The 19,331-nt window shown below is 33.4% G+C and carries 19 protein-coding genes and 1 pseudogene; 5 read left to right on the top strand and 15 right to left on the bottom strand.

What is annotated here, in order from left to right; translation table 11 throughout:
• Window positions 1-101 precede the first annotated feature (101 nt).
• The 5 genes from ACVYAD_RS02345 to fabZ all read right to left on the bottom strand — a co-directional run bounded on the left by ACVYAD_RS02345 (window position 102) and on the right by fabZ (window position 4,853).
• The gene (locus ACVYAD_RS02345; RefSeq protein WP_476424329.1) at window positions 102-1,022 is read right to left on the bottom strand and encodes a D-alanyl-D-alanine carboxypeptidase family protein; all 921 of its coding nucleotides are present in this window, start codon (window positions 1,020-1,022) and stop codon (window positions 102-104) included.
• Between the two features lie 88 nt (window positions 1,023-1,110).
• Window positions 1,111-2,202, bottom strand: coding sequence for a vancomycin resistance histidine kinase VanS (gene vanS / locus ACVYAD_RS02340; RefSeq protein WP_432760113.1), 1,092 nt, complete (start codon window positions 2,200-2,202; stop codon window positions 1,111-1,113).
• Between the two features lie 25 nt (window positions 2,203-2,227).
• Window positions 2,228-2,923, bottom strand: coding sequence for a VanR-ABDEGLN family response regulator transcription factor (vanR, locus tag ACVYAD_RS02335; RefSeq protein ID WP_476424327.1), 696 nt, complete (start codon window positions 2,921-2,923; stop codon window positions 2,228-2,230).
• Between the two features lie 209 nt (window positions 2,924-3,132).
• Window positions 3,133-3,894 (bottom strand): glycosyltransferase, encoded by a 762-nt coding sequence (locus tag ACVYAD_RS02330; protein ID WP_476424325.1) that lies wholly within the window; start codon window positions 3,892-3,894, stop codon window positions 3,133-3,135.
• Between the two features lie 533 nt (window positions 3,895-4,427).
• Window positions 4,428-4,853, bottom strand: a complete 426-nt coding sequence (gene fabZ, locus ACVYAD_RS02325; RefSeq protein WP_386828335.1) for a 3-hydroxyacyl-ACP dehydratase FabZ — start codon at window positions 4,851-4,853, stop codon at window positions 4,428-4,430.
• 737 nt (window positions 4,854-5,590) lie between these two features.
• Between fabZ and ACVYAD_RS02320 the strand changes: the two genes are divergently transcribed.
• On the top strand, window positions 5,591-6,211 hold the full coding sequence (locus ACVYAD_RS02320; RefSeq protein WP_079562237.1) for a LysE family translocator: 621 nt from the start codon (window positions 5,591-5,593) through the stop codon (window positions 6,209-6,211).
• 71 nt (window positions 6,212-6,282) lie between these two features.
• Here the strand turns inward: ACVYAD_RS02320 and ACVYAD_RS02315 are convergent, their stop codons facing one another.
• The 4 genes from ACVYAD_RS02315 to ACVYAD_RS02300 all read right to left on the bottom strand — a co-directional run bounded on the left by ACVYAD_RS02315 (window position 6,283) and on the right by ACVYAD_RS02300 (window position 9,260).
• Window positions 6,283-6,819: a CcdC family protein gene (locus tag ACVYAD_RS02315; RefSeq protein ID WP_476424323.1), complete on the bottom strand. Its 537-nt coding sequence runs from the start codon at window positions 6,817-6,819 to the stop codon at window positions 6,283-6,285.
• Window positions 6,820-7,069: 250 nt separating this feature from the next.
• A complete protein-coding gene (locus ACVYAD_RS02310; RefSeq protein WP_476424322.1) occupies window positions 7,070-7,612 on the bottom strand; it encodes a GNAT family N-acetyltransferase in 543 nt (180 codons plus the stop codon).
• Between the two features lie 77 nt (window positions 7,613-7,689).
• The gene (locus ACVYAD_RS02305; RefSeq protein ID WP_476424321.1) at window positions 7,690-8,568 is read right to left on the bottom strand and encodes a GNAT family N-acetyltransferase; all 879 of its coding nucleotides are present in this window, start codon (window positions 8,566-8,568) and stop codon (window positions 7,690-7,692) included.
• Window positions 8,569-9,086: 518 nt separating this feature from the next.
• Window positions 9,087-9,260 carry a hypothetical protein gene (locus ACVYAD_RS02300; RefSeq protein ID WP_386828331.1) on the bottom strand — a complete coding sequence of 58 codons (174 nt, stop codon included), beginning with the start codon at window positions 9,258-9,260 and terminating at the stop codon, window positions 9,087-9,089.
• Window positions 9,261-9,433: 173 nt separating this feature from the next.
• Here ACVYAD_RS02300 and ACVYAD_RS02295 point away from each other — a divergent pair, with 173 nt between their 5' ends.
• From ACVYAD_RS02295 to ACVYAD_RS02285, 3 genes are all read left to right on the top strand, one after another.
• Entirely contained in the window at window positions 9,434-9,895 is a 462-nt protein-coding gene (locus ACVYAD_RS02295; RefSeq protein ID WP_476424319.1) for an N-acetyltransferase family protein, read from the top strand.
• A gap of 176 nt (window positions 9,896-10,071) precedes the next feature.
• On the top strand, window positions 10,072-10,350 hold the full coding sequence (locus tag ACVYAD_RS02290; protein ID WP_476424318.1) for a gamma-type small acid-soluble spore protein: 279 nt from the start codon (window positions 10,072-10,074) through the stop codon (window positions 10,348-10,350).
• A 585-nt stretch (window positions 10,351-10,935) separates the two neighbouring features.
• On the top strand, window positions 10,936-11,115 hold the full coding sequence (locus ACVYAD_RS02285) for a hypothetical protein (RefSeq protein WP_349657813.1): 180 nt from the start codon (window positions 10,936-10,938) through the stop codon (window positions 11,113-11,115).
• A 269-nt stretch (window positions 11,116-11,384) separates the two neighbouring features.
• Here the strand turns inward: ACVYAD_RS02285 and ACVYAD_RS02280 are convergent, their stop codons facing one another.
• Window positions 11,385-14,429: a hybrid sensor histidine kinase/response regulator gene (locus ACVYAD_RS02280; RefSeq protein ID WP_476424316.1), complete on the bottom strand. Its 3,045-nt coding sequence runs from the start codon at window positions 14,427-14,429 to the stop codon at window positions 11,385-11,387.
• 587 nt (window positions 14,430-15,016) lie between these two features.
• The gene (locus ACVYAD_RS02275) at window positions 15,017-15,424 is read right to left on the bottom strand and encodes an NUDIX domain-containing protein (RefSeq protein WP_349657810.1); all 408 of its coding nucleotides are present in this window, start codon (window positions 15,422-15,424) and stop codon (window positions 15,017-15,019) included.
• Window positions 15,425-15,696: 272 nt separating this feature from the next.
• Here ACVYAD_RS02275 and ACVYAD_RS02270 point away from each other — a divergent pair.
• Window positions 15,697-15,792, top strand: a pseudogene (locus ACVYAD_RS02270) (YjcZ family sporulation protein); the annotation flags it as partial.
• Window positions 15,793-15,916: 124 nt separating this feature from the next.
• On the opposite strand, the gene ACVYAD_RS02265 reads toward ACVYAD_RS02270, so the two are convergent.
• The 4 genes from ACVYAD_RS02265 to ACVYAD_RS02250 form a co-directional block, all read right to left on the bottom strand.
• The gene (locus ACVYAD_RS02265) at window positions 15,917-16,441 is read right to left on the bottom strand and encodes a GNAT family N-acetyltransferase (RefSeq protein WP_349657809.1); all 525 of its coding nucleotides are present in this window, start codon (window positions 16,439-16,441) and stop codon (window positions 15,917-15,919) included.
• 515 nt (window positions 16,442-16,956) lie between these two features.
• Window positions 16,957-17,571: a hypothetical protein gene (locus ACVYAD_RS02260; protein ID WP_476424314.1), complete on the bottom strand. Its 615-nt coding sequence runs from the start codon at window positions 17,569-17,571 to the stop codon at window positions 16,957-16,959.
• Window positions 17,572-17,868: 297 nt separating this feature from the next.
• Window positions 17,869-18,438 (bottom strand): hypothetical protein, encoded by a 570-nt coding sequence (locus ACVYAD_RS02255; protein WP_476424312.1) that lies wholly within the window; start codon window positions 18,436-18,438, stop codon window positions 17,869-17,871.
• Between the two features lie 143 nt (window positions 18,439-18,581).
• Window positions 18,582-19,193, bottom strand: a complete 612-nt coding sequence (locus tag ACVYAD_RS02250) for a class I SAM-dependent methyltransferase (protein ID WP_476424310.1) — start codon at window positions 19,191-19,193, stop codon at window positions 18,582-18,584.
• Window positions 19,194-19,331: the final 138 nt, after the last annotated feature.

The following is a 19,331-nucleotide window of genomic DNA, read 5'->3' as shown; positions in this document are numbered from 1 at the left end:
CAAATCTTTCAGATAATTAAAGTATATGAAAGGACGGAAAGGTTGTATGTTATTTTCGACAAAATTTTATAGTATTCTGATTAACATTTATACAGTCTTAATTAGTTTAGTTGTCGATAGACAGCTAATGCATCTGTAATATTGAACTGCTCTGTTCGTGAGTCACCCTCCGCACCTACAGTTACTAGAATATACTCTTCGCCATTAATTGTCGCTAGACTTGCTAAACATAAGCCTGCTTGTTCTGTATAGCCAGTTTTGCCGCCAATTATTTCACCTCTCATCTTTTCATTAGCATCCATATTTTTAAACATCCGACTCGATACCGTCATTCCCTCTGGATGAAGATTCGTTGACTTTATGGAGTATCTTTCTGCGGTATAGATATCCCGAAAGGTGTTATTGGTTAAAGCATATTGTAAAAGTATCGAAATATCCTTCACACTCGTATAATGATCGGGATGATGGAGTCCTGTTGCATTCATAAAATGTGTGTTTATCATCCCTAGCTGTTTAGCTTTTTCGTTCATTAACTTTACAAATTTACTCTCCGACCCAGCAATGTAATTGGCTAAACCATTAGAAGCATCTGCACCAGAAGATAGCATTGAACCATAAAGTAAATCCTCTGCTGTTACCTCCTCATTAGGAAGAAAGCCAGCCATCGAAGCATTTTCTTCATACAAACCCTTAAATATTTTTCTAGGAAGCAAAATCTTTTCCTGTAAATTCGAGATATTTTCAATTGCAACTAGAACTGTCATGATCTTCGTCAAAGAAGCAGGGTAAATAATTTCATCACTACCTTTGTCCAATAATATCTTATTTGTGTCTAAGTTCACTAAAATAGCATTTGAGCTATGTAAATTTACATCAAGATTTATTTCACTTTTCTTTGGTATTTCCAGCTGAAGATTATCAATTATTTCTGGCTTTGAATCTTGGAATTCGTTTACAAACATGTACACCAGAATAACAAAAATCATTAATATTAGGCTATAAAATCTGTTTCTTTTAAACATAAAAACAACTCCTTCTCTCTATGCCTCTATTGAAACATAAAAGAAGGAGCTCTTTTTTAATAATCTATTATAGAATTCTTAAGATTTCTTAAGAAAGTGTTGGAAGCATTACGGTGAAAACTGTTTTTTCATCATTACTTGAAGCTGATATCGTTCCTCCATGAGCATGGACTATTTCATTAGCAATTGCAAGACCAAGCCCCGCCCCACCTGATTGAGTCGATCTGGAAGAATCTAAACGATAAAATTTTTCAAAAATCATCATTAATTTTTCTGGTGGAATTGTTTTCCCCTTATTTGTAAATGAAATAAATGTTTGGTCATTTTGATGGTGTGCGCTAATATGAATTATACTGTTGTCATCGCTATATGCTATGGCATTTTTTAAAATATTATTAAATACCCTAGCTAATTTATTAGCATCCGCAAAAACCTTCATTTCTCCCTCGATATTCACAATTGCTTGCTGTCCTTTAGGGGCCAATAAGGGATAAAATTCATCTGCCAATTGCATTAACATGTAATTTAAATTAATGGATTCTTTATCTAAAATAATGGACTGTAAGTTAAATCTAGTGATTTCAAAAAATTCATTAATCAACTGCTCTAGCCTATATGATTTTTCTAATGAAATCTTCACATACTTTTCTTTTTGGTCTACAGGCATGTCCTTTGCCTCATCCAACAGACTTAAGTATCCAATCATAGATGTCAGCGGTGTTTTAATATCATGTGCTAAGTAAACTACAAGATCATTTTTGCGCTGCTCAGCCTCCTGTGCATCCTTTGCCCGTTTTTCTAATTTATTTTTAGCATCATTTAATTTTTTCTCCATAAAATCTAACTCAGAAGGAAGACTTATTTCCTGATTTGATTCCTCCGAAAGCATATTAACACCTATGGCAATTTGGTTAAAATACTTCGTAAACCGAGAAAGTGCAAAATAAAAAATTACTAATAGCAAAATAATTAAGCCTATCGCTAACCAAAGAGATTTATTTTGTCGAAATAATATCCCATAGGCTCTCTGTGCCGAAAAATAGTCAAGCTGCAGCACGTTTTCACAAAATCGAATAAACCAATCAGCGAAAGGAGCTTGTAAGACACCATCAATAAATACATAGCTTATGAAATAGCCTACCAACAATGTGATTACTAAAATCAACAAAATTTGAAGCATGATAGTTCTTTTTAGTTTTCCAAAGTCATTTTTCAATGGTATACCCCACTCCCCAGACAGTTTTTATGAATTTAGGGTTCTCTGCGGAATCATTCATCTTTTCTCGTAAATGCCTAATGTGAACCATTACCGTATTGTTACTACTATAATATTTCTCCCCCCATACTTCTTGAAATAATTCTTCTGATGAAATGACTCGTCCTCGATTTACACATAAAAACCACAATATGGAGAACTCTGTAGGAGTAAGAGATAGTTGTTTTTCATTTAACATACATTTTCGAGTCTTTTGCTCTAAAATTAAGCCTGAAAAATCAATAGTCGAGTCATTTTGTAATGATTCCTGATGATTGTACTTTGTAAATCTGCGAATTTGAGCCTTAACCCTTGCAATAACCTCCAATGGACGAAATGGTTTAGTTATGTAGTCATCAGCCCCTAATGTAAGCCCCGTTATTTTATCTATTTCTTCTTCCTTCGCTGTTAACATAATCACCGGAAAATGAAATTGTTCCCGAATTCTTCGGCAAATTTCAAAACCATCGATTTCAGGCATCATTACATCAAGAATAGCAAGATCCAATTTGATCGAGTGTATACACGCTAACGCTTCATGAGCATCGTAAAATTTATAAACATTAAAATTTTCATTTTTTAAATAAAGCTCAATTAAATCAGCAATTTCCTTTTCATCATCAACTACAAGAATATTTATATCCATGCTCATAACCACCTTTATTCAAATAACTTCATCTTTGTTTAAAACAATGATTTAAATCATCCAACATCATATCATTCCGTTAAACTTTCTGTCATGCAAAGTCTTAATATTTAAGAAAATCTAAAGAATTACACATAAAAAGACCACTCGTTTACAACGAAGTGATCTAAAAAATTTTCATGCCGAAATTACACATTAAGGAGGTATCATTATCTTGCTTGATCATCATAATAGGCTTCATTTGCAGCCTTTTTATTCGTACCTTTGAGATAAGCAAAAACTATATCTGGACGTTTCAGTAACATCCAGTCGCCATGATAGTCAAATCGTCTACAAGAAGTTATCATCCCATTTTTAATTGTTCCGTATTTTTTCCCGTTCTTCTTGCCCCATACTTTTAAACGCTTAGCAAAATCAGCATCCTCTGCCATTAGCATATTCTCATTAAAACCGTTTACTTCCTGAAAGTCTTTTTTATAGCACCAAAAGATTCCCACAGAGATAACTCCGTACTTGAAAAGTAAAGGAACAATTAGCACCATGCTAGAAACAACGATACCTAAGGACATTCTTTCAAAATTACCATTCACGCCTCCTCCAATGTATTGATTAGATGCTAAATGCTTTTCAACTTCAGATAATAAGTGTTCTGTCATCCGAGTATCAGCATCAATTGTAATCAGAATTTCACCTTTTGCTAACGTAGCCCCAGCATTTCTAATTTTGGATAAGTTTTTATCGTTATTTTCCAATGTCACGCAATTGTAGGACTGTGCAATTTCTTTCGTTTTATCCGTACAACGATTTAGCACTACGATAACTTCAATTTGATCTTTATAAGGTTGTGCAGACTTTGCAATAGACTCTAAACACGCACCGATATATTTTTCTTCATTATGAGCAGGTATGATAACAGAAAATTTCACATTTTCATCAGGAACATCTTTAATAAATCGTGTACTTACCGACATATAAAATCTCTCCTTCATAATTAGTTCTCATTATTTTAATTTAAGTATACAATTATCCTTTCCCCTTAAATATTTTATTTTTGGATTTTTATGTCTTTTTGTAGCTGGATGAATTAAATTCCTTTTTAGATACTACATGTGATGATCAACTCAAAAGAACTTTGCAGACCTTGTTTCTGACATTGTTAAATCGCGCCGCTTAGGCTTATTTCTAAAGAAAGGCGGACTACCTCGGTCAGTGACTTTGGCTTGTTAGTATTAAAAAACTAATTGTTGGATAGTTGGTTGTTGTGCTAGCTACTAGAGCTTCTCTTTTTTGATCTGCTTGAGATTAATTACAGGTATATTTGTGAGGATGATCAATTGCATGCTACAAATGCTATAAAAAGAGCTAATGGATAGTTCATGTAATCACCTGCATTTAAAAGTCATTCATTTACTATATTATTCAATATAATTTTAAATACCCTTTTGACATAGCACACAAAAAAAGCACTGCAATGATTATTGCAGCACTTTTTAATCGAATTGACTTAGTTTCCGAATGCGAAAATAAGCTCTGTTTCACAAGCTATTTCACCGTCTACTGTTGCAACTCCGCGTCCTTTACCAATGGCACCCTTTAAGCGTGTAATTTCCACTTCAAGACGCAGTTGATCACCAGGTTTCACTTGTTTTTTAAAGCGACAGTTATCAATACCTGCCAGTAATCCAAGTCTTCCTTGGTTCCCTTCTTTTGTAAGCATAATAATTGCGCTCACTTGCGCTAATGCTTCAACAATTAATACACCTGGCATTACTGGGTAATTAGGAAAATGTCCATTAAAGAACTCTTCATTTATCGTGACGTTTTTAATGGCTACTGCTCTCTTCCCCTCTTCTAATTCTAATACTCTATCCACTAACAAAAAAGGATAACGATGTAGTAAAACCTCTTGTATTTGTTGAATATCTAGCATCAAAAAACCTCCAATAATTTTATCACCTAATTCTAGCATTAATTATTAGTAGTTGGTACTATTTTTTTGTTTGAATTTCAAAATAAAAGCCACATCCTAATATAGATGTGACTGTACTATTTTAAATTAGTAGTTTTCCTTATTGAGTGGCCAAATATGGGCTGGGACATTTTGATATGGGAAGTTTTACCAATATTTACCTTTAATATGCACGGCACTCTTTAAATCCATCCGATAGTTTTTCTGGAATGGACCAGAATTATAAAATACACCATCTGAAATAGCTATAACATCTGCTATTACTTCAATCAGCAATCCGTATTGAGGATTAACCTTGCCCCTACGTGTGTCGATGTCTGCGAATGACCCACAGATGTTCCGCCATATTGGAATAGAGCCTTCAGTTAAAAAATTTCATTCATATAATATGCAAAGACTGATGCTAATTAGATTTGTCAATCAAAATAATGGTAGTTATCTTTTTGGCACTAACAACGGATCTCGTTTAGAAATTTAAGTATTACTTGCCTCAAAACATACAATCACTTCACTATAATTCAAAATATATTTCACTATAATATTTTCTGATTTTTATAAATAGTTAGTTCACTCCTATTTTAGTATTTCATTATCGACAGTTATATAGAAGATAGCATATAATATTTTTTGCATTCATTAAGTTAATCTTATTATTGTCTTACTTGAATGTTTAGTTTATTAGAATAGGATGGGTTGACATGTTATCTTTTATTGCAATAGTTCTTCTCTTATTTTTAATTCCTGGACCTGCTGTTATCATTACCATTACGCAAACGCTGAAAGGTGGTAAAAAGAACGGTATTTTCACTGCATTAGGCATTGGATTAGGTGACTTAGTCCATACGTTAGCAGCTGTCTTAGGGTTATCTGCCATTTTAATGAAATCTGCCACTGCGTTTGAAGTAGTGAAATATATTGGTGTTGCATACCTTGTTTATTTAGGTATTCAAATGCTACTAACAAAACCACAAAAAATAGAAAAACCAACTGTTGAACAAAGTCCGGCAAGTACTTCGTTCCGACAAGGTTTTTTAGCGGAGATTTTAAATCCAAAAACTGCACTATTTTTCTTAGCGTTTTTACCACAGTTTGTTCAACATAATGGCCAGTCCATCACTGTACAATTATTGATTTTAGGCATTACTTTTGTTGTGATGAGCGCTTTGTATACTATTTTGTTAGCTATTATTACAAGCTTTATTGGTGAAAAAATCTTTACGAAAACAACAAACAATGGTTCGCGTTGGCTTGAAAAGGCTGTTGGTTTCGTTTATATAGGACTAGGCGTTAAATTAGCACTGCAAACTCAAAGTAGATAATAATATGGTTTCTTAGGGGGAACACGATTATAAACGTGTTCTCTTTTTTTTATTTCTTTAAGGCTGTTTTCTCAAAGATTGTTAAACTTATACTTTTTGTTTGGAGGGTTAGAGATATACGACGTTCTACAAACTGACTGTATTTTTAATTTAAGAACATTTTTATACTTTATATAGCAAGCTATTCTCCAAGGAATTAAATAACAAATAACAAGCAAGAAAATTAGCATATTGAGTGTAGCTGGTTCGATAGTTGAAATATGTTGTCGAAAAAAATAACGTAAAGCAATCATAATGGAGAAAGTGATTATAAAAGCAGGACTTTTCTTAGCATAAATTAAACCATCATTTCGTAATTCATAATCTGACCATAAAATAAGAGGAATAGAAAAACCTACCCCTAAAAATATTGCTATAGATAATTGAAGGTATGTGACGTTCCCAGACGCGTTTAGAAAAAATGAAAATCCTGGTGTTAAAAATAGAAGAGGGAGAATTATTCGCGTTCCTCTCCCTTTGGTTGGTTTGTACATAGAACGGATTCTACGAACTAAAATGAACAATCCAATAATTAGAAACATAGAAGTAGCTGGTAGTGCAGTTTGCATAAAAACCTCCCTGAATTATGTTTTGATTGATTTATTTATTATTGCATAAATTCAAACAAAAACCACATTTTTCCTTATGCAATTAAACTGCCCGTTCTTGAATAGCAACAATCTTTTCAAAAACAGCCTTCTTTAAAGTGGAAATTGCATGACATGAACGATGTAAACACGGGTACAAACAGTTTTTAGTATTTCATTTCACGATGGCTAATGGTGGATGTACCACACTTTACATTCCTTTTTTCGATAATTACGATTCAAGTACAAGTCCCATTTCAATTCTTACTTCCCTTTTATCAATATCTTTATTGGAGTAACTTATTAAGTCACATCCAATTAGATGAAATCCATGTTTTCTGTAAAACTGTATAGCAGGAAAATTAGACGTTTGTGTTTCTAAAACGATTGCCCTCACCCCAACTTCTGCTGCACGCTTTTTGACCAAAGCCATGAGCTTACTACCAATGCCTTGCTGTTGATAGGCATGATCAATATGAATATCATTAATTCTTAACACATGATGCCACTTCTCATGATTAAAACTAACAATTCCCGCTTCTTCTCCATTAAACTCAACAATATAGCATTCAATATCCTCTATATGATCCTCAAAAATTTCTCCTTCCAAATACTTGTGAAATGGCATGTCGAAATGTTTTAACGTAAAATCAACTGTCCAGCCATTTTCTCGTTCTTTAAAGGAAACATCATAATAATTATTGGAGCTGTATTGATAAATAATTTTTTTGCCTTGTGGGAAATTTTCTTTATATATCCTTTTTATTTGTATCAAGTGGAATCACCCTTTTCACATATTTTTATAATAGAAAAAGCTCTTTAATTTAACTGTATTCAAACATTTAACTGGCTTTACGAATGCGATGTTAATGGAAATAACGGTCGTTCTGTCCCGAATTTTATCATCGGCCGAATAAACAATACATCGTCCTCAGTTTCAATTACTTCAGACTCTAGATTCTGACAATCAGGGATAAAGTGAAAAATAATTCTTTTTATATCTGATGTAGTAATGTAGCTTAAAACTTCTATTACATCAATCTTACTGCGACTTACAACATCAAAAAGATGTAATTCCTCACCCTCTTTTTCGAATAATACTATAACGTCTTCGTCTTCGATAAAATAAATTGAATTAGGAAATGCAATAAGAAAATAGAACATAAGTAAACTTTCATTTTCTTTCACATCTAAAACAGACGATAATGGCATTCTTTCCTTTGCATACAATTTCAATAAAGATACATCGTTGATATTTTCAACGTCTAAATTCCGGATTGTTATGTTTGATTTTTTCTGTAAATCATCAGGATTTAAGAAATATCTACTTTCTTGTACTCTTGAAAACCCAAATTTCGGATAGAAATCTAAAACTGTTTCATTCGCAAATAAATAGATGAAATCGTATTGTTTTTCATATTTATCAATAATGACATTCATTAATTTTTTTGCTAAACCTTTATGACGATAATCTGGATGCGTCATTACTGTACCAACTTGTATGGCTTTATAATCCTTACCGTTTACAGCAACAGTCATTTTACTTATTGATGCATTTGCAATTACTTTTTCATCATCAATATATGAATAACAACCATATTGATCGTTCCAGCATCCTTTTTCATACCATTGGCTAAAATCTAATCCAAAAATTAACTTTGCTAATTCATTGAAACTTTCTCTATATTTTTGATTGTCCTTATAATCATTTATTAAATGATACTTTGTCATATTTACGCCTCATTTCTCTATTTTATTAGCTCAAAGTAAGTAATTGAGACATTACCATTTTGCACACCCCCAAAAAGACATAAAAAAAACTATAAGAAGAAATCCTTCTCATAGTCAAATTTAAATTCAATATAGATTAATACTCCTCAGTGTCATTGTAGCTGTCACTTCGATGGGCTTTAACTTCTGTACAAATAAACTATACTAGAGGCTTATAGGAGATATTAAAAATATATGATTTGAATAGGTATGATGACTTCTAATCGCTATTGTGCAAATGGGCGAACTAAAAAGAATTAAGGTATACACCTTAATCTGCGTTATTGCACTATAAAATTTTTTTAAATTTTATTAGCCATTAATAAGTTTCATCATAAATAATCAAAACCCCATTTCACCATATATTTAACATAACTATACATTTTTCTGGATACTTTTGTAAAGAATAAATTAAGCTTTCATTTTTTATGTAGAAGCTTATAGACCTTTTCATTGTCTATAAGCTTGAAGTACATTAATTATTGTTTTGGTGTATTTGCGGTAAGTGGATTACTGTTTGCAACTAATTGCACTGGTGTCGTGCCTTCCTGAGAAGACGTTGTCATTTGATGTGCATTGTCTGACATCGCTTGGCGTTTCATTACGCCAAAAATAGCTGCGGCACCTAAAAGTCCCCATGCAAAAAATCTCACTGTTGATAGCCTCCTTCTCATACTAAATATTTTAAAACAGCTTTAGTATTGGAAATCCCCTGCGGTTTATACGGTGTTAGCTATTTGAGTTTTTTATTCAATTTACTGATTATTTTCAAAAATATAAAAATATGGTAAAGTGAAATGGTATAAAATTCGAATGGAGGTAGAACATGAATATTAAAGTTGCAACATTAGAAGATATTCCGCAAATAGAAATATTATATGAAGAACTGTTTTTAGAGATGTCAAAACTACAACCAAAGTACATAGCTCCAACAAAACAGGATGTAAAGTTTCTTACAAACACAATTTCAGAAGAAAAATCAGATATTTTTGTTGCTGAAATAGATCATAGTATTGCCGGCTTTTTACTAATTCAAGAATTAACTACGCCTCCTTATTCTTGTATCGTCCAGCATAATTATGCGTATATTATGGATGTAATTGTTGGCGGACAATATCAAAGTAAAGGCATCGGTTCAGTATTGCTACAAGAGGCAAAAAAATGGGCAGAAGAACGTAAATTAGATCATTTAGAGTTAAGTGTTTTAGCAGAAAATAGTGGGGCTTTTGCCTTGTATGAAAGACATGGATATAAAGAAGCGAGCAGTATTATGCGCTTAGAACTTTAATATTTTATACGATTTTAGAGCCTGCTTTGAAAGTTAGCATGCTCTTTAGAAATGTTAACATTTGACCTATGTTAACTTAAAACCATTTATTAGTACAAATTAAATAAAATTTGGGTGAAAATTTTCCGGATACTATAGCACCTTCTGTATAAACTATTTTCAGGAGGTGATTTTCAATGGCAAACAACAATCAAAACTTTAATTCGAAAATTCCTAATGCAACTCCAAATGCAATGAACGTGGAATTTGGAAATGAAACTGATGTTAATCAAATTAGACAACAAATCCAACAGGCAGAAGCTAACAAAAAATTTGCTTCTGGTTCAAAGAACTCGATGGACGTAGAATTCGGAAATGAGACTGACGTTAATCAAATTAGACAACAAATCCAACAGGCAGAAGCTAACAAAAATCTTGCTTCTGGTCGATTTGCAAACGAAAACAATACAAAATAAGTTTAAATAAGTCACAACCACAACCGGCAACCTTTGCCGGTTTTTTGTTCCCAAAATGCAACAAGCTTCCTCTCTTAAAAGAGCCTAAACCCATTCGCACTGTATTGTGTGACGATACTTAGCCTTTTGAATGTATAGGAAATCTTACTCTACACACAATAATTATTGAGTGTATCGCACGCACTTATTTGGTTGTGGCGTTGGTTGACCGTCACAGCCTCCCTCATTTATTACTTAGGGTCACTTTCAACTCGGTGACCCTTTTTTATTTCTAAAAACGTTTTATTTTTCTTTTAAAAAATGCGAATAACTAGAAATTGTGCTGAAGTATTTAGTGTTTGGTCAGCTTTAATTAAAATTACAGACTATGGCATGATTGCTGGATATCAAACGTTATAAAATCACGCTGGTGATGAAGATCAAAAAATCATAGATGATATCATCGACGGTTGTAGAGAAGAAGTACACGCAATATCCCCTTTTATTTTTTTGTTACAAAGAAATTTTTATCATCGCCATTTACGTTATATTCTAAGTGTTATTGCACAATCTAAAACGTAACAAACAATAACGGAGGTTGTAGCAATGAAAAAATTCTTGTACTTCGGGGCACTGGCTGCGTTCTTTCTAACTGCTTGTTCCTCACACGACGAAGCTCCAGCTAGTGAACAAGCAGAAGCAAAGGAGAAAACCGTTTATGCAGAAACAAAAGAAAATTTTGAGACAAGTTATCTATATGAAGTGGAAGATCCATTTACAAAATGATTGCTGAAGACAGATGACTAATTAAGGTTATCTGTTTTTGTTTTTATAAAATCTGTTATAAAAGATACGTCACTGGAAACTTCCTATTGGATTCAAGTACCTGACAAGACAATTCATCCTATCTATGTGGATGTAGGTTGTGCATATGTTATGCTCCTGACTTAAATAAGGCTTCCTGTATCTATCCTTATTTGTATTATCTTTTTCTTACTTTTTTACAAAACTTCACCCCCATTATGAAATGGGGGTGTGGGACCTATTGAATGTTCTTATTTTACCAACAGTTCACGCTCAAATTGCTTTGACTTTTCTTTCTTGTTAAAAACTACGAACGATATGGTTGTACCTTGATTTGGCTTACTTTTAATTTGAAGTCCTTTACCGTAATGTTGTTTTAAGCGAAGATCTGTATTAAGCAATCCAATGCCATTTGAACTTTCCGATTTTCTTTCAAGTAAACGTTCCATCGTAGCTTCATCCATTCCAGTGCCATCATCTGACACAGAGATCTCAATATACGTGTCGAAATCTTCAATGCTAATATGAATATTCCCGCCATTTTCACGGGGCAATATCCCATGTTTCAAAGCATTTTCAATTAATGGTTGGATGGTTAGTGATGGTATCATGACGTCTGTGGAAACGTTTAGATCCCACGTTACGTTAATCCGCTCCCCGAAACGTTCCTTATAAATGTATATATAAGATTGAACAAGATTTACTTCGTCTTCCAGTGGAACAAGTTCATCAATATTTTGAAACTTAAAGGATTCTCTTAAAAAATCACTTAGTGCTTCAAGTAGCTTACTAGTTCGCTCGATATCAATTTCACTTAACGTAATAATTGCATTTAATGTGTTGAAGAGAAAATGGGGCTGTATTTGTGCCTGAAGCCAAGCTGCCTCCATTCGAAGTCGTTGTTGTGCAGATTGTTTAACATCGGTTAATGCATTCACTCTTGATCTTAACTCTAAAGCGTCCACTGGTTTTGTAACGTAATCATTCGCTCCAGATAAGAAACCATTTTTAATATCTTGCGGCTGACTCCTTGCTGTGAGAAGTAAAACTGGTAGTTCAGTTATTGAAAAATGCTGACGAATTGTACGAACTAATTCGTAGCCAGACATATTTGGCATCATTACATCTGATATGACTAAATCCCACTCTTGTGACATTAATATTTCGAGAGCTTTATTACCGCTTGTAACCGATACTAAGTCGTATTTTTCTATAGAAAGTATTGTTTCGATAACTCTTAAGTTAACTGGATCATCATCGACGACCAATACTCTAGGTCTATTCGCTTCCATAATAGATTGATTTCCAATTCGATCATCAAATGGATTTGTAGGAGTCACTACCGCTGATACTTCGTTCTCATCTGATAGCAGGGCTACATTTGTTTGCTCATCCGTTCCGTCAGATATTGGGAGAGTAAACGTAAATTCTGAACCTTTCCCTACAACTGATTTTACCCGTAATGTTCCCCCATGTAGTTCAACCAAACGTTTACTAATACTCAGTCCTAGCCCAAATCCGCCTTCTATCATTGCCTTACTAAGAGTACCCTGCTCATAAGGTTCAAAAATACGTTCAATGGTTTCCTCATCTATTCCAATACCAGTATCCGAAATCACAATTTCAGCCATCCCATTTCTTACATGACCAGAAATCTTCACTTCACCTTCGTTCGTGTATTTCACTGCATTATGAAGTAAATTAAAAATGATTTGAATCACTCTATTTTCATCAGCCATTACTTTTGAGAAATTTTCAGGGATTTGATTCATTAACTGAATCCGTTTTCCGTCACCCATAACATAGAGCATATCTAATACACCCGATACAATTGCATGAATCGAAACAGTTCTAAACTTTAGTTTAGGGTTATTTTCTTTTAAACTCATTACATCTAGTAAATCATTTAACATAATTGACATACGACTTCCTACAGAAAGCACTGTTTCTAAATCCTTGACACTTTTGTCACTGAGTACACGTTCTTCTCTTTCCAAAACAGCCTTAGAAATATTAAGGATTCCATGAAGTGGATTTCGTAACTCATGAGACGTATTAGCAAGAAATTCATCCTTTAACTTATTAGCCTTTTGTAGCTTATTAGCAAGTTCTTTCGTATCTGAATAAACTTTTGCATATCCTTTAAACCATAATGTAGCTAAACAAGCCATTGTGATAATAAGATCAAATGGATACATAATCACTTTTATTCCAAAGATGAGAAGTAGACCATCCCAAATGTAATTATTGCCAAATGCTAAAATGGCAAGAAGTAAAAATATATTACTTCTGACCTCTTTAATAGATTTTGTCATTACCGTTAGGATCGTTATTACTAACGCAATACCTAAAATAAATATATAAATATCTTGATAAGTTACTATATAGCGAGTAGGCAACACGATTGCCATAAATGCAGCTATACCACAGATAATACTAAACCAACGTGTATATTTACTCACATGTTGAGGCATCCAATGTTTTATGCATTGAATGAGTGAAAAGCCTATCCCTACCATAGCAAGATGAACTAATTTAAAGCCCCATTCATAATTAATCGAAAACAAATAAGATAATAATTTGTCATCGCTTGCTAATAAGTAATAATTCATAATGCTCATCGATAATAGAGAAAAATAAAGTAATCTTTTTTCTTCCTTGTTCCCTATAAAAAATAAAATGATAGAATAGATCGCGTGTATAAAAAAAACAACTGCAACTAGTTGCTGCATAGCTATCGACCATTGTGTTTCCTTAGCTAATATATCTTCTTTTCCTAATTTAATGGAGCGAACAATGCCACCGCCACGAGGATCCTTAAAGTTAGAAGCCTGAACAATAATTTCGATTTCTTTATGACCGTTTGCTTCAAAAGAAACAGTATATGGAACATTTTTGGCCACTGTATTTTCTGCTTTCTCCCCAATTTCACCTGATTTTGCTAACTGTCGTCCATTTACATAAATTTCAGAAGAACTCCGAACACTCGGAACTCGAATACTGTAAGTTATTTTGTCCTCTGGATTGACGAGTAATTTTAAGCGATAAGTACCGTAACCGTAAGGGCTCATCTCTTCTTCTTGTAAAGAAGAACTCCATCCCTCAGGAACCTCTATGTATGTAGATTGAACCTTTTTAGATTCTAAGTGCTTTTCTTCACTAATCAACCAATTATAAGGATAAAACTCCCACTCTCCATCGAGTGTAATAGCATGTTCGTCATTAAAATTCCAATTTCTTAAATCCATTTGCCCTTTTACAGCATGTGGTTGATCTGAATTATCGAATAATTCCAACCATAAAACTCGTGAGCCTGTTAGAAAGATAATAAATAAGCAAACGATGAGAACAATTTTTCTCTTTTTCATTAACATTAATTGTCAAAGGCGTTATGTATTTTTCCGTTATGATACAAGCTCCTTAGACCAAATCACACCTCCTACGATATATTATCCTAGCAGAGTTAACATTACTTTTAAATCTAATTTTTTGCCTTACATCCAATTTTTACAACACATCAATGTTTTAATTTACAAAAATATACTTATTACCTCATAATTTGAAATACTTTTTTACAACATCATAAAAAATCACCAGACACCGATCCCGGTGATTTCAGACAGTAGAAAAATGCGACTTTGTTTGTGCTTTAAGTTTGTCTACAAAAAAATATACATCAATTGTTTAGTATCATAAGTCCGTGGACTTTGCTTCAATCACCTCTTCATTACGTTCCTGCGGGCCCGCTACTTTTCCCAAACCAACAACTCTTTTCTTCATCAGTAAATTAGTCATATTAAATGATTCTAGGCTGGCGCAGCAAGCTTTCACTATCATGCAGTGTACCACGCAGTAAGATTGTATCCATATTTCCCCTAAATTACTAAAGCTTTAACTGACTCAGTGCATATTCTGTAGTCATTGTAATGTTTTCAGGAATTTCATTTATTGAAAACCACTGCACCTTCTCTAAAGCATGCGGTTCTCTATTTTCTACTTCACCATTCGTAATATGAGCAGCAAAAGTAGGCGCTACATAATGGACATCTTCTGAATGTATAATATGGTTGGTCACACATACCAATTGTGTAATTTCGATGTCCACTCCAAGCTCTTCCTTTATTTCACGTATGATCGCATTTTCTATTGTTTCCATATAGTCAACCTTACCACCCGGTAAGCTCCAACAGCCTGCTTCTGGTGCTTTTTTACGTAAAACGAGTAAAATTTTGTTAGCCTTATCTACAATAACTGCCCCAACGCCAACTTTTGGTGATTTCACTTTTTCCATTTGTATTTCCTCCTATAATAACTAGCTGCTATCGGATGTATATAACTTCAATATGTAAAATATGTATCTTGAATGGTTACTTACGAAGGTCATTCACTCCGCCAAGTAGTAAATGCCCTCTTCCTAACTATTATACTCGTAAAATTTAATGTAAAAGTATTGGAAAAATTAATTTACCTTTATTTATTTTTTTAGTTAGATGATTACCATCTCTCCTTTTTACAACTTTGCGTATTATATATTGTAGAAAGGAGGGAGTAAAAATGAGTTGTTCAGGTAATGGTTACGGCTCAGGGTCCACTTTTGCCCTAATTGTAGTATTATTCATCCTTTTAATTATCGTTGGCGCTACTTTCATTTGTTACTAATAAACAACGCCGCCAATGTCTCTATTGCTCAAATTTCCCTAGAGTAATACTAATTTATCCCTATACCTTCTATATGAATGACTAAGGGTCACTTTCCTCCAGTGACCCTTTTTTCTACTTACATTTATTTAATTAGAGAAAAAATATTAGTGTCATACGGAACACCATTTTGGTGCATATAATTTTTTAATATCCCTTCTTTTTCAAAGCCCAATTTGGTCAATAGTTTATTTGAAGCTTCATTTTCAGTAAAAACAATAGCTCCAATACGCATTAAATCCATCTCTTCAAAGCCAAATGCTAGGACTCTATTAACAGCTTCTTGTGCATACCCTTTTCCCCAGCTCTCAGGAAAAAGTGCATAGCTAATTTCAGCTCTTTTATGCTCAGTCGACCACTCTTGAAAACCGATAGTACCAATAATACCTTTTTGTCCTTTTAATGAAATTCCCCATTTAATTCCTCGTTTTTCATCATAATTTTTTGAAAAATTTTTAATTATTTGTTTAACCTGCTCTATATTTGTTAAAGGATTTTGCCCATAGTGACGTAATACATCAGGATTTGAAAAACAGTTTAATACTTCTTGGGCGTCATGTTCAGTAAGTTCTCTTAACACTAATCGTTCAGTATCTAAAATAGGAAACATCTTCTTCACCCCATTTCCAAATAAGTTATCTTAGATTCTATACAAAAATGGTGAGAATTGGTACAGCATTTTAGGTAGAACAATACTTTTTTATTTACAAATGTAAAAATATGATTTATATAAATGGATCACGAAACGGTCTCTCATTCCAATCAATTGAGCATCTTCATCCTTAACTTGCAGTGCTATACCCTTTTACAATCATTCAGGATTAATTCCCCCATACAAAAAGGTAATTGGCCCTGAGTTCATTCTAGATGAGGTGGGAAATCCTACATTCAATAACATGTTAGAAAAAAACTAAATAAACTTGTCCTTTTAGGGATGAAAGTCTCAAATATATATAGTTTCTCTTTAATACTGTTTTCGTATAGAAAAACAAAAACAAGTTGCTTCTACATATTTTGTAGATCAACTTGCTCTTTGTCTTTTGAGCTTTGCTAAATTGCTATTCAACTACAGCGCTTCATACCTTGTCAGTCATCCAAAAATAAAAATAGACCATTAAAAGTAGCTCAATACTCGTTATTTTGATAGGGATTGCCATTTTCATAGAGATACGATTCCAATTCTTTAACCTTGTTCCCGTCTAATTGGTGTGTTAACCCGAATGTTTCACCCTTCCCACCATGATTTATTACAATGTCAAGATCATGAAGTAATTCAGTGAAATACTTGAAAGTCTGTTTTAAGTCGTCATTAAACCTTGATCTTTCTGGCGTGTTCGTCGATAAAACATACTCAAGATGTCCCATCCAAATTTGAAGCACATTCAGGTTTTCAAAGTCCTTTTGAAGGTCATCGCCTTGAACCCGAAAATATTTCATTTCAGTAGTGATTTGATCGGCCTTCGGATAATATTGGTTCACATCGGTTGTTTTAACAATATCTTCAGCGTGATAGGCAATCCAAGCTTCAAGCGTAGGTTCGATTCCATATTCATTAAAGCCTTCGGGAGTTGAAACATCCTTCCACAGCTTCGCGTTGTTAACTTTAGTTACTCCCGACTTTACTTTTTCAATTTTAGATTCCGCCGGTTTTACTTCTTCAATTTTAGTTTCTTCGTTCGTACATCCTGTTAATAAAACAGTGACAAATAATCCTGTATATGCTATTTTCGTTAACCTCATAATTCGGCTCCTTCTATAGTTGAAAATCTCACACCAAACATCACCTATATTTTAACTTAAAAACTAATTAATTCCTATAACTAAACCTAGTTAGTTTGATAGCAATAATTTTCAAGAAAACAACCCTTTTTAATTTTGAGGTTTTGACCTTGCTTTTCTACACTTTAAAAAACTAAATGACCAGTTATGAAGATAAACAATGCGTCATGTGCATAGCCATTTTCGCATCGACGCGATGATTGTAGGATACCATCCTATGTGCACTCTTTCCGATTCTGTGACATCCGCTGAAAGAAATTAAATAAAAATAGTTCGTTGAAACTGGCGATGGAACATTGTATTTCCTTCTTGAGGCACCCCATCAATATTAATCCCCCATGTATTCATGATAATAGGATCATTAGGAAAAACTGGATCAGTTGGAAAAATCGGATCAGTTGGAAAAACTGGATCAGTTGGAGTTTTAACAAGCACTTCATAACATGGATCACTTAGTTGCCAAGCATTTTGCGGAGTTGCATGAACGACAAGTAGTTTTTTTGCTGGAATTGTAAGAATAAGAGGCACTGGTGTTCCATTAAATAGTGAAGGTTGCAATTCTCCACATAAGAATGCTTCTTTTGGCATCTCTTCTTGGGCACAATTTTGCCAATCTAATACCGATACTGTTACTGTTTGGGGTGCGCCTGTTTTATTTAAAAGAGTGACAACAATCGTCTCTGTAGATGGATTCCTCCATATTGCTCCTGTCGTAAAATTACTCGGAACAGGAAGCCTAACAGAGCTACATTGACAAATCGGACAAGAAGATACTTTATGTGATCGGAATACATTTTTACAATCACAATTGCAGGAAGAATTCATCATTGTCTTACCCTCTTTTCAATCGATAGATAATAATACTAGAATATGATAAATCATTTATAGGGTTTAGGTTATTCGTACATAGGCTGTAGTATATAAATAACAAGACTATTAAGTGATTTACCTAATTCTACTTATGAAAAATATCAATATATTTTTCTTATTATTATTTTCCTATACATCCCATTGAGCATGATGGGCGTATCTTCCTCTACTACTATATTTTCAGGCGAAATTTCTTCAAAGCTCCGACCAATATCAGTTCCTAGTAGGCTAATAATGGGTCTTAGTAAAATTTTGGGCAAGGCCAGTTTTTCGTTTTTAGGAACAAATTTGTCAAAAACTATTATTCTCCCGTCTTGCTTTAAAACCCTCGTCATCTCTTGAAAACATTTAGTTGCTTCAGGTACTACCGAAAGGATTAAACTAGCTACGACATAGTCAAACGATTCATTTTTAAATTCCATATTTTGAGCATCCATTTCTAAAAATGTAATTGTAGAATGTTCAAACTTTGCCCTTGCTTTACCGAGCATGTCCGGTGAATAATCAATAGCCGTTATTTTTAAATCATTATGATTAATTAACTCTAAATCAGCGCCTGTTCCTACACCTACAAATAGAATTTTTTGTTGATTATTAAATGCTATGGATTGAAATATTTGTTTTCGAGCATTCAAAAAAACACCAGAATTAAAAAACTTGTCATAAATTGGAGAACCCATCCTATAGATAAATCTATTCCAAGAATTATTCAAACTTTATCACTCCCACTTGAATATAATCCCTTCTTGAGACAATCATACACCATTTCCCTTTTGTATAAAATTACCTTTTGATACACCCTTCTTTGTTGTAACATATGTAAGGCAAAAAAGGCATCAAGAAACCTTGAT

The organism is Lysinibacillus sp. G1-3 (assembly GCF_056322905.1).
Note: the sequence above shows the minus strand (reverse complement) of the source record. Positions and strands in the feature narration are given on the sequence as shown.

Excerpts from the sequence above, each read along its gene's own strand:
- ACVYAD_RS02345 (WP_476424329.1), bottom strand. The coding sequence starts at position 1,022 with ATGTTTAAAAGAAACAGATTTTATAGCCTAATATTAATGATTTTTGTT.
- ACVYAD_RS02290 (WP_476424318.1), top strand. The coding sequence starts at position 10,072 with ATGGCAAACAACAATCAAAACTTTAATTCGAAAATTCCTAATGCAACT.
- vanS (WP_432760113.1), bottom strand. The coding sequence starts at position 2,202 with ATGCTTCAAATTTTGTTGATTTTAGTAATCACATTGTTGGTAGGCTAT.
- ACVYAD_RS02320 (WP_079562237.1), top strand. The coding sequence starts at position 5,591 with ATGTTATCTTTTATTGCAATAGTTCTTCTCTTATTTTTAATTCCTGGA.
- ACVYAD_RS02305 (WP_476424321.1), bottom strand. The coding sequence starts at position 8,568 with ATGACAAAGTATCATTTAATAAATGATTATAAGGACAATCAAAAATAT.
- ACVYAD_RS02260 (WP_476424314.1), bottom strand. The coding sequence starts at position 17,571 with ATGAGGTTAACGAAAATAGCATATACAGGATTATTTGTCACTGTTTTA.
- vanR (WP_476424327.1), bottom strand. The coding sequence starts at position 2,923 with ATGGATATAAATATTCTTGTAGTTGATGATGAAAAGGAAATTGCTGAT.
- fabZ (WP_386828335.1), bottom strand. The coding sequence starts at position 4,853 with ATGCTAGATATTCAACAAATACAAGAGGTTTTACTACATCGTTATCCT.
- ACVYAD_RS02330 (WP_476424325.1), bottom strand. The coding sequence starts at position 3,894 with ATGTCGGTAAGTACACGATTTATTAAAGATGTTCCTGATGAAAATGTG.
- ACVYAD_RS02285 (WP_349657813.1), top strand. The coding sequence starts at position 10,936 with ATGAAAAAATTCTTGTACTTCGGGGCACTGGCTGCGTTCTTTCTAACT.
- ACVYAD_RS02275 (WP_349657810.1), bottom strand. The coding sequence starts at position 15,424 with ATGGAAAAAGTGAAATCACCAAAAGTTGGCGTTGGGGCAGTTATTGTA.
- ACVYAD_RS02315 (WP_476424323.1), bottom strand. The coding sequence starts at position 6,819 with ATGCAAACTGCACTACCAGCTACTTCTATGTTTCTAATTATTGGATTG.
- ACVYAD_RS02295 (WP_476424319.1), top strand. The coding sequence starts at position 9,434 with ATGAATATTAAAGTTGCAACATTAGAAGATATTCCGCAAATAGAAATA.
- ACVYAD_RS02265 (WP_349657809.1), bottom strand. The coding sequence starts at position 16,441 with ATGTTTCCTATTTTAGATACTGAACGATTAGTGTTAAGAGAACTTACT.
- ACVYAD_RS02255 (WP_476424312.1), bottom strand. The coding sequence starts at position 18,438 with ATGATGAATTCTTCCTGCAATTGTGATTGTAAAAATGTATTCCGATCA.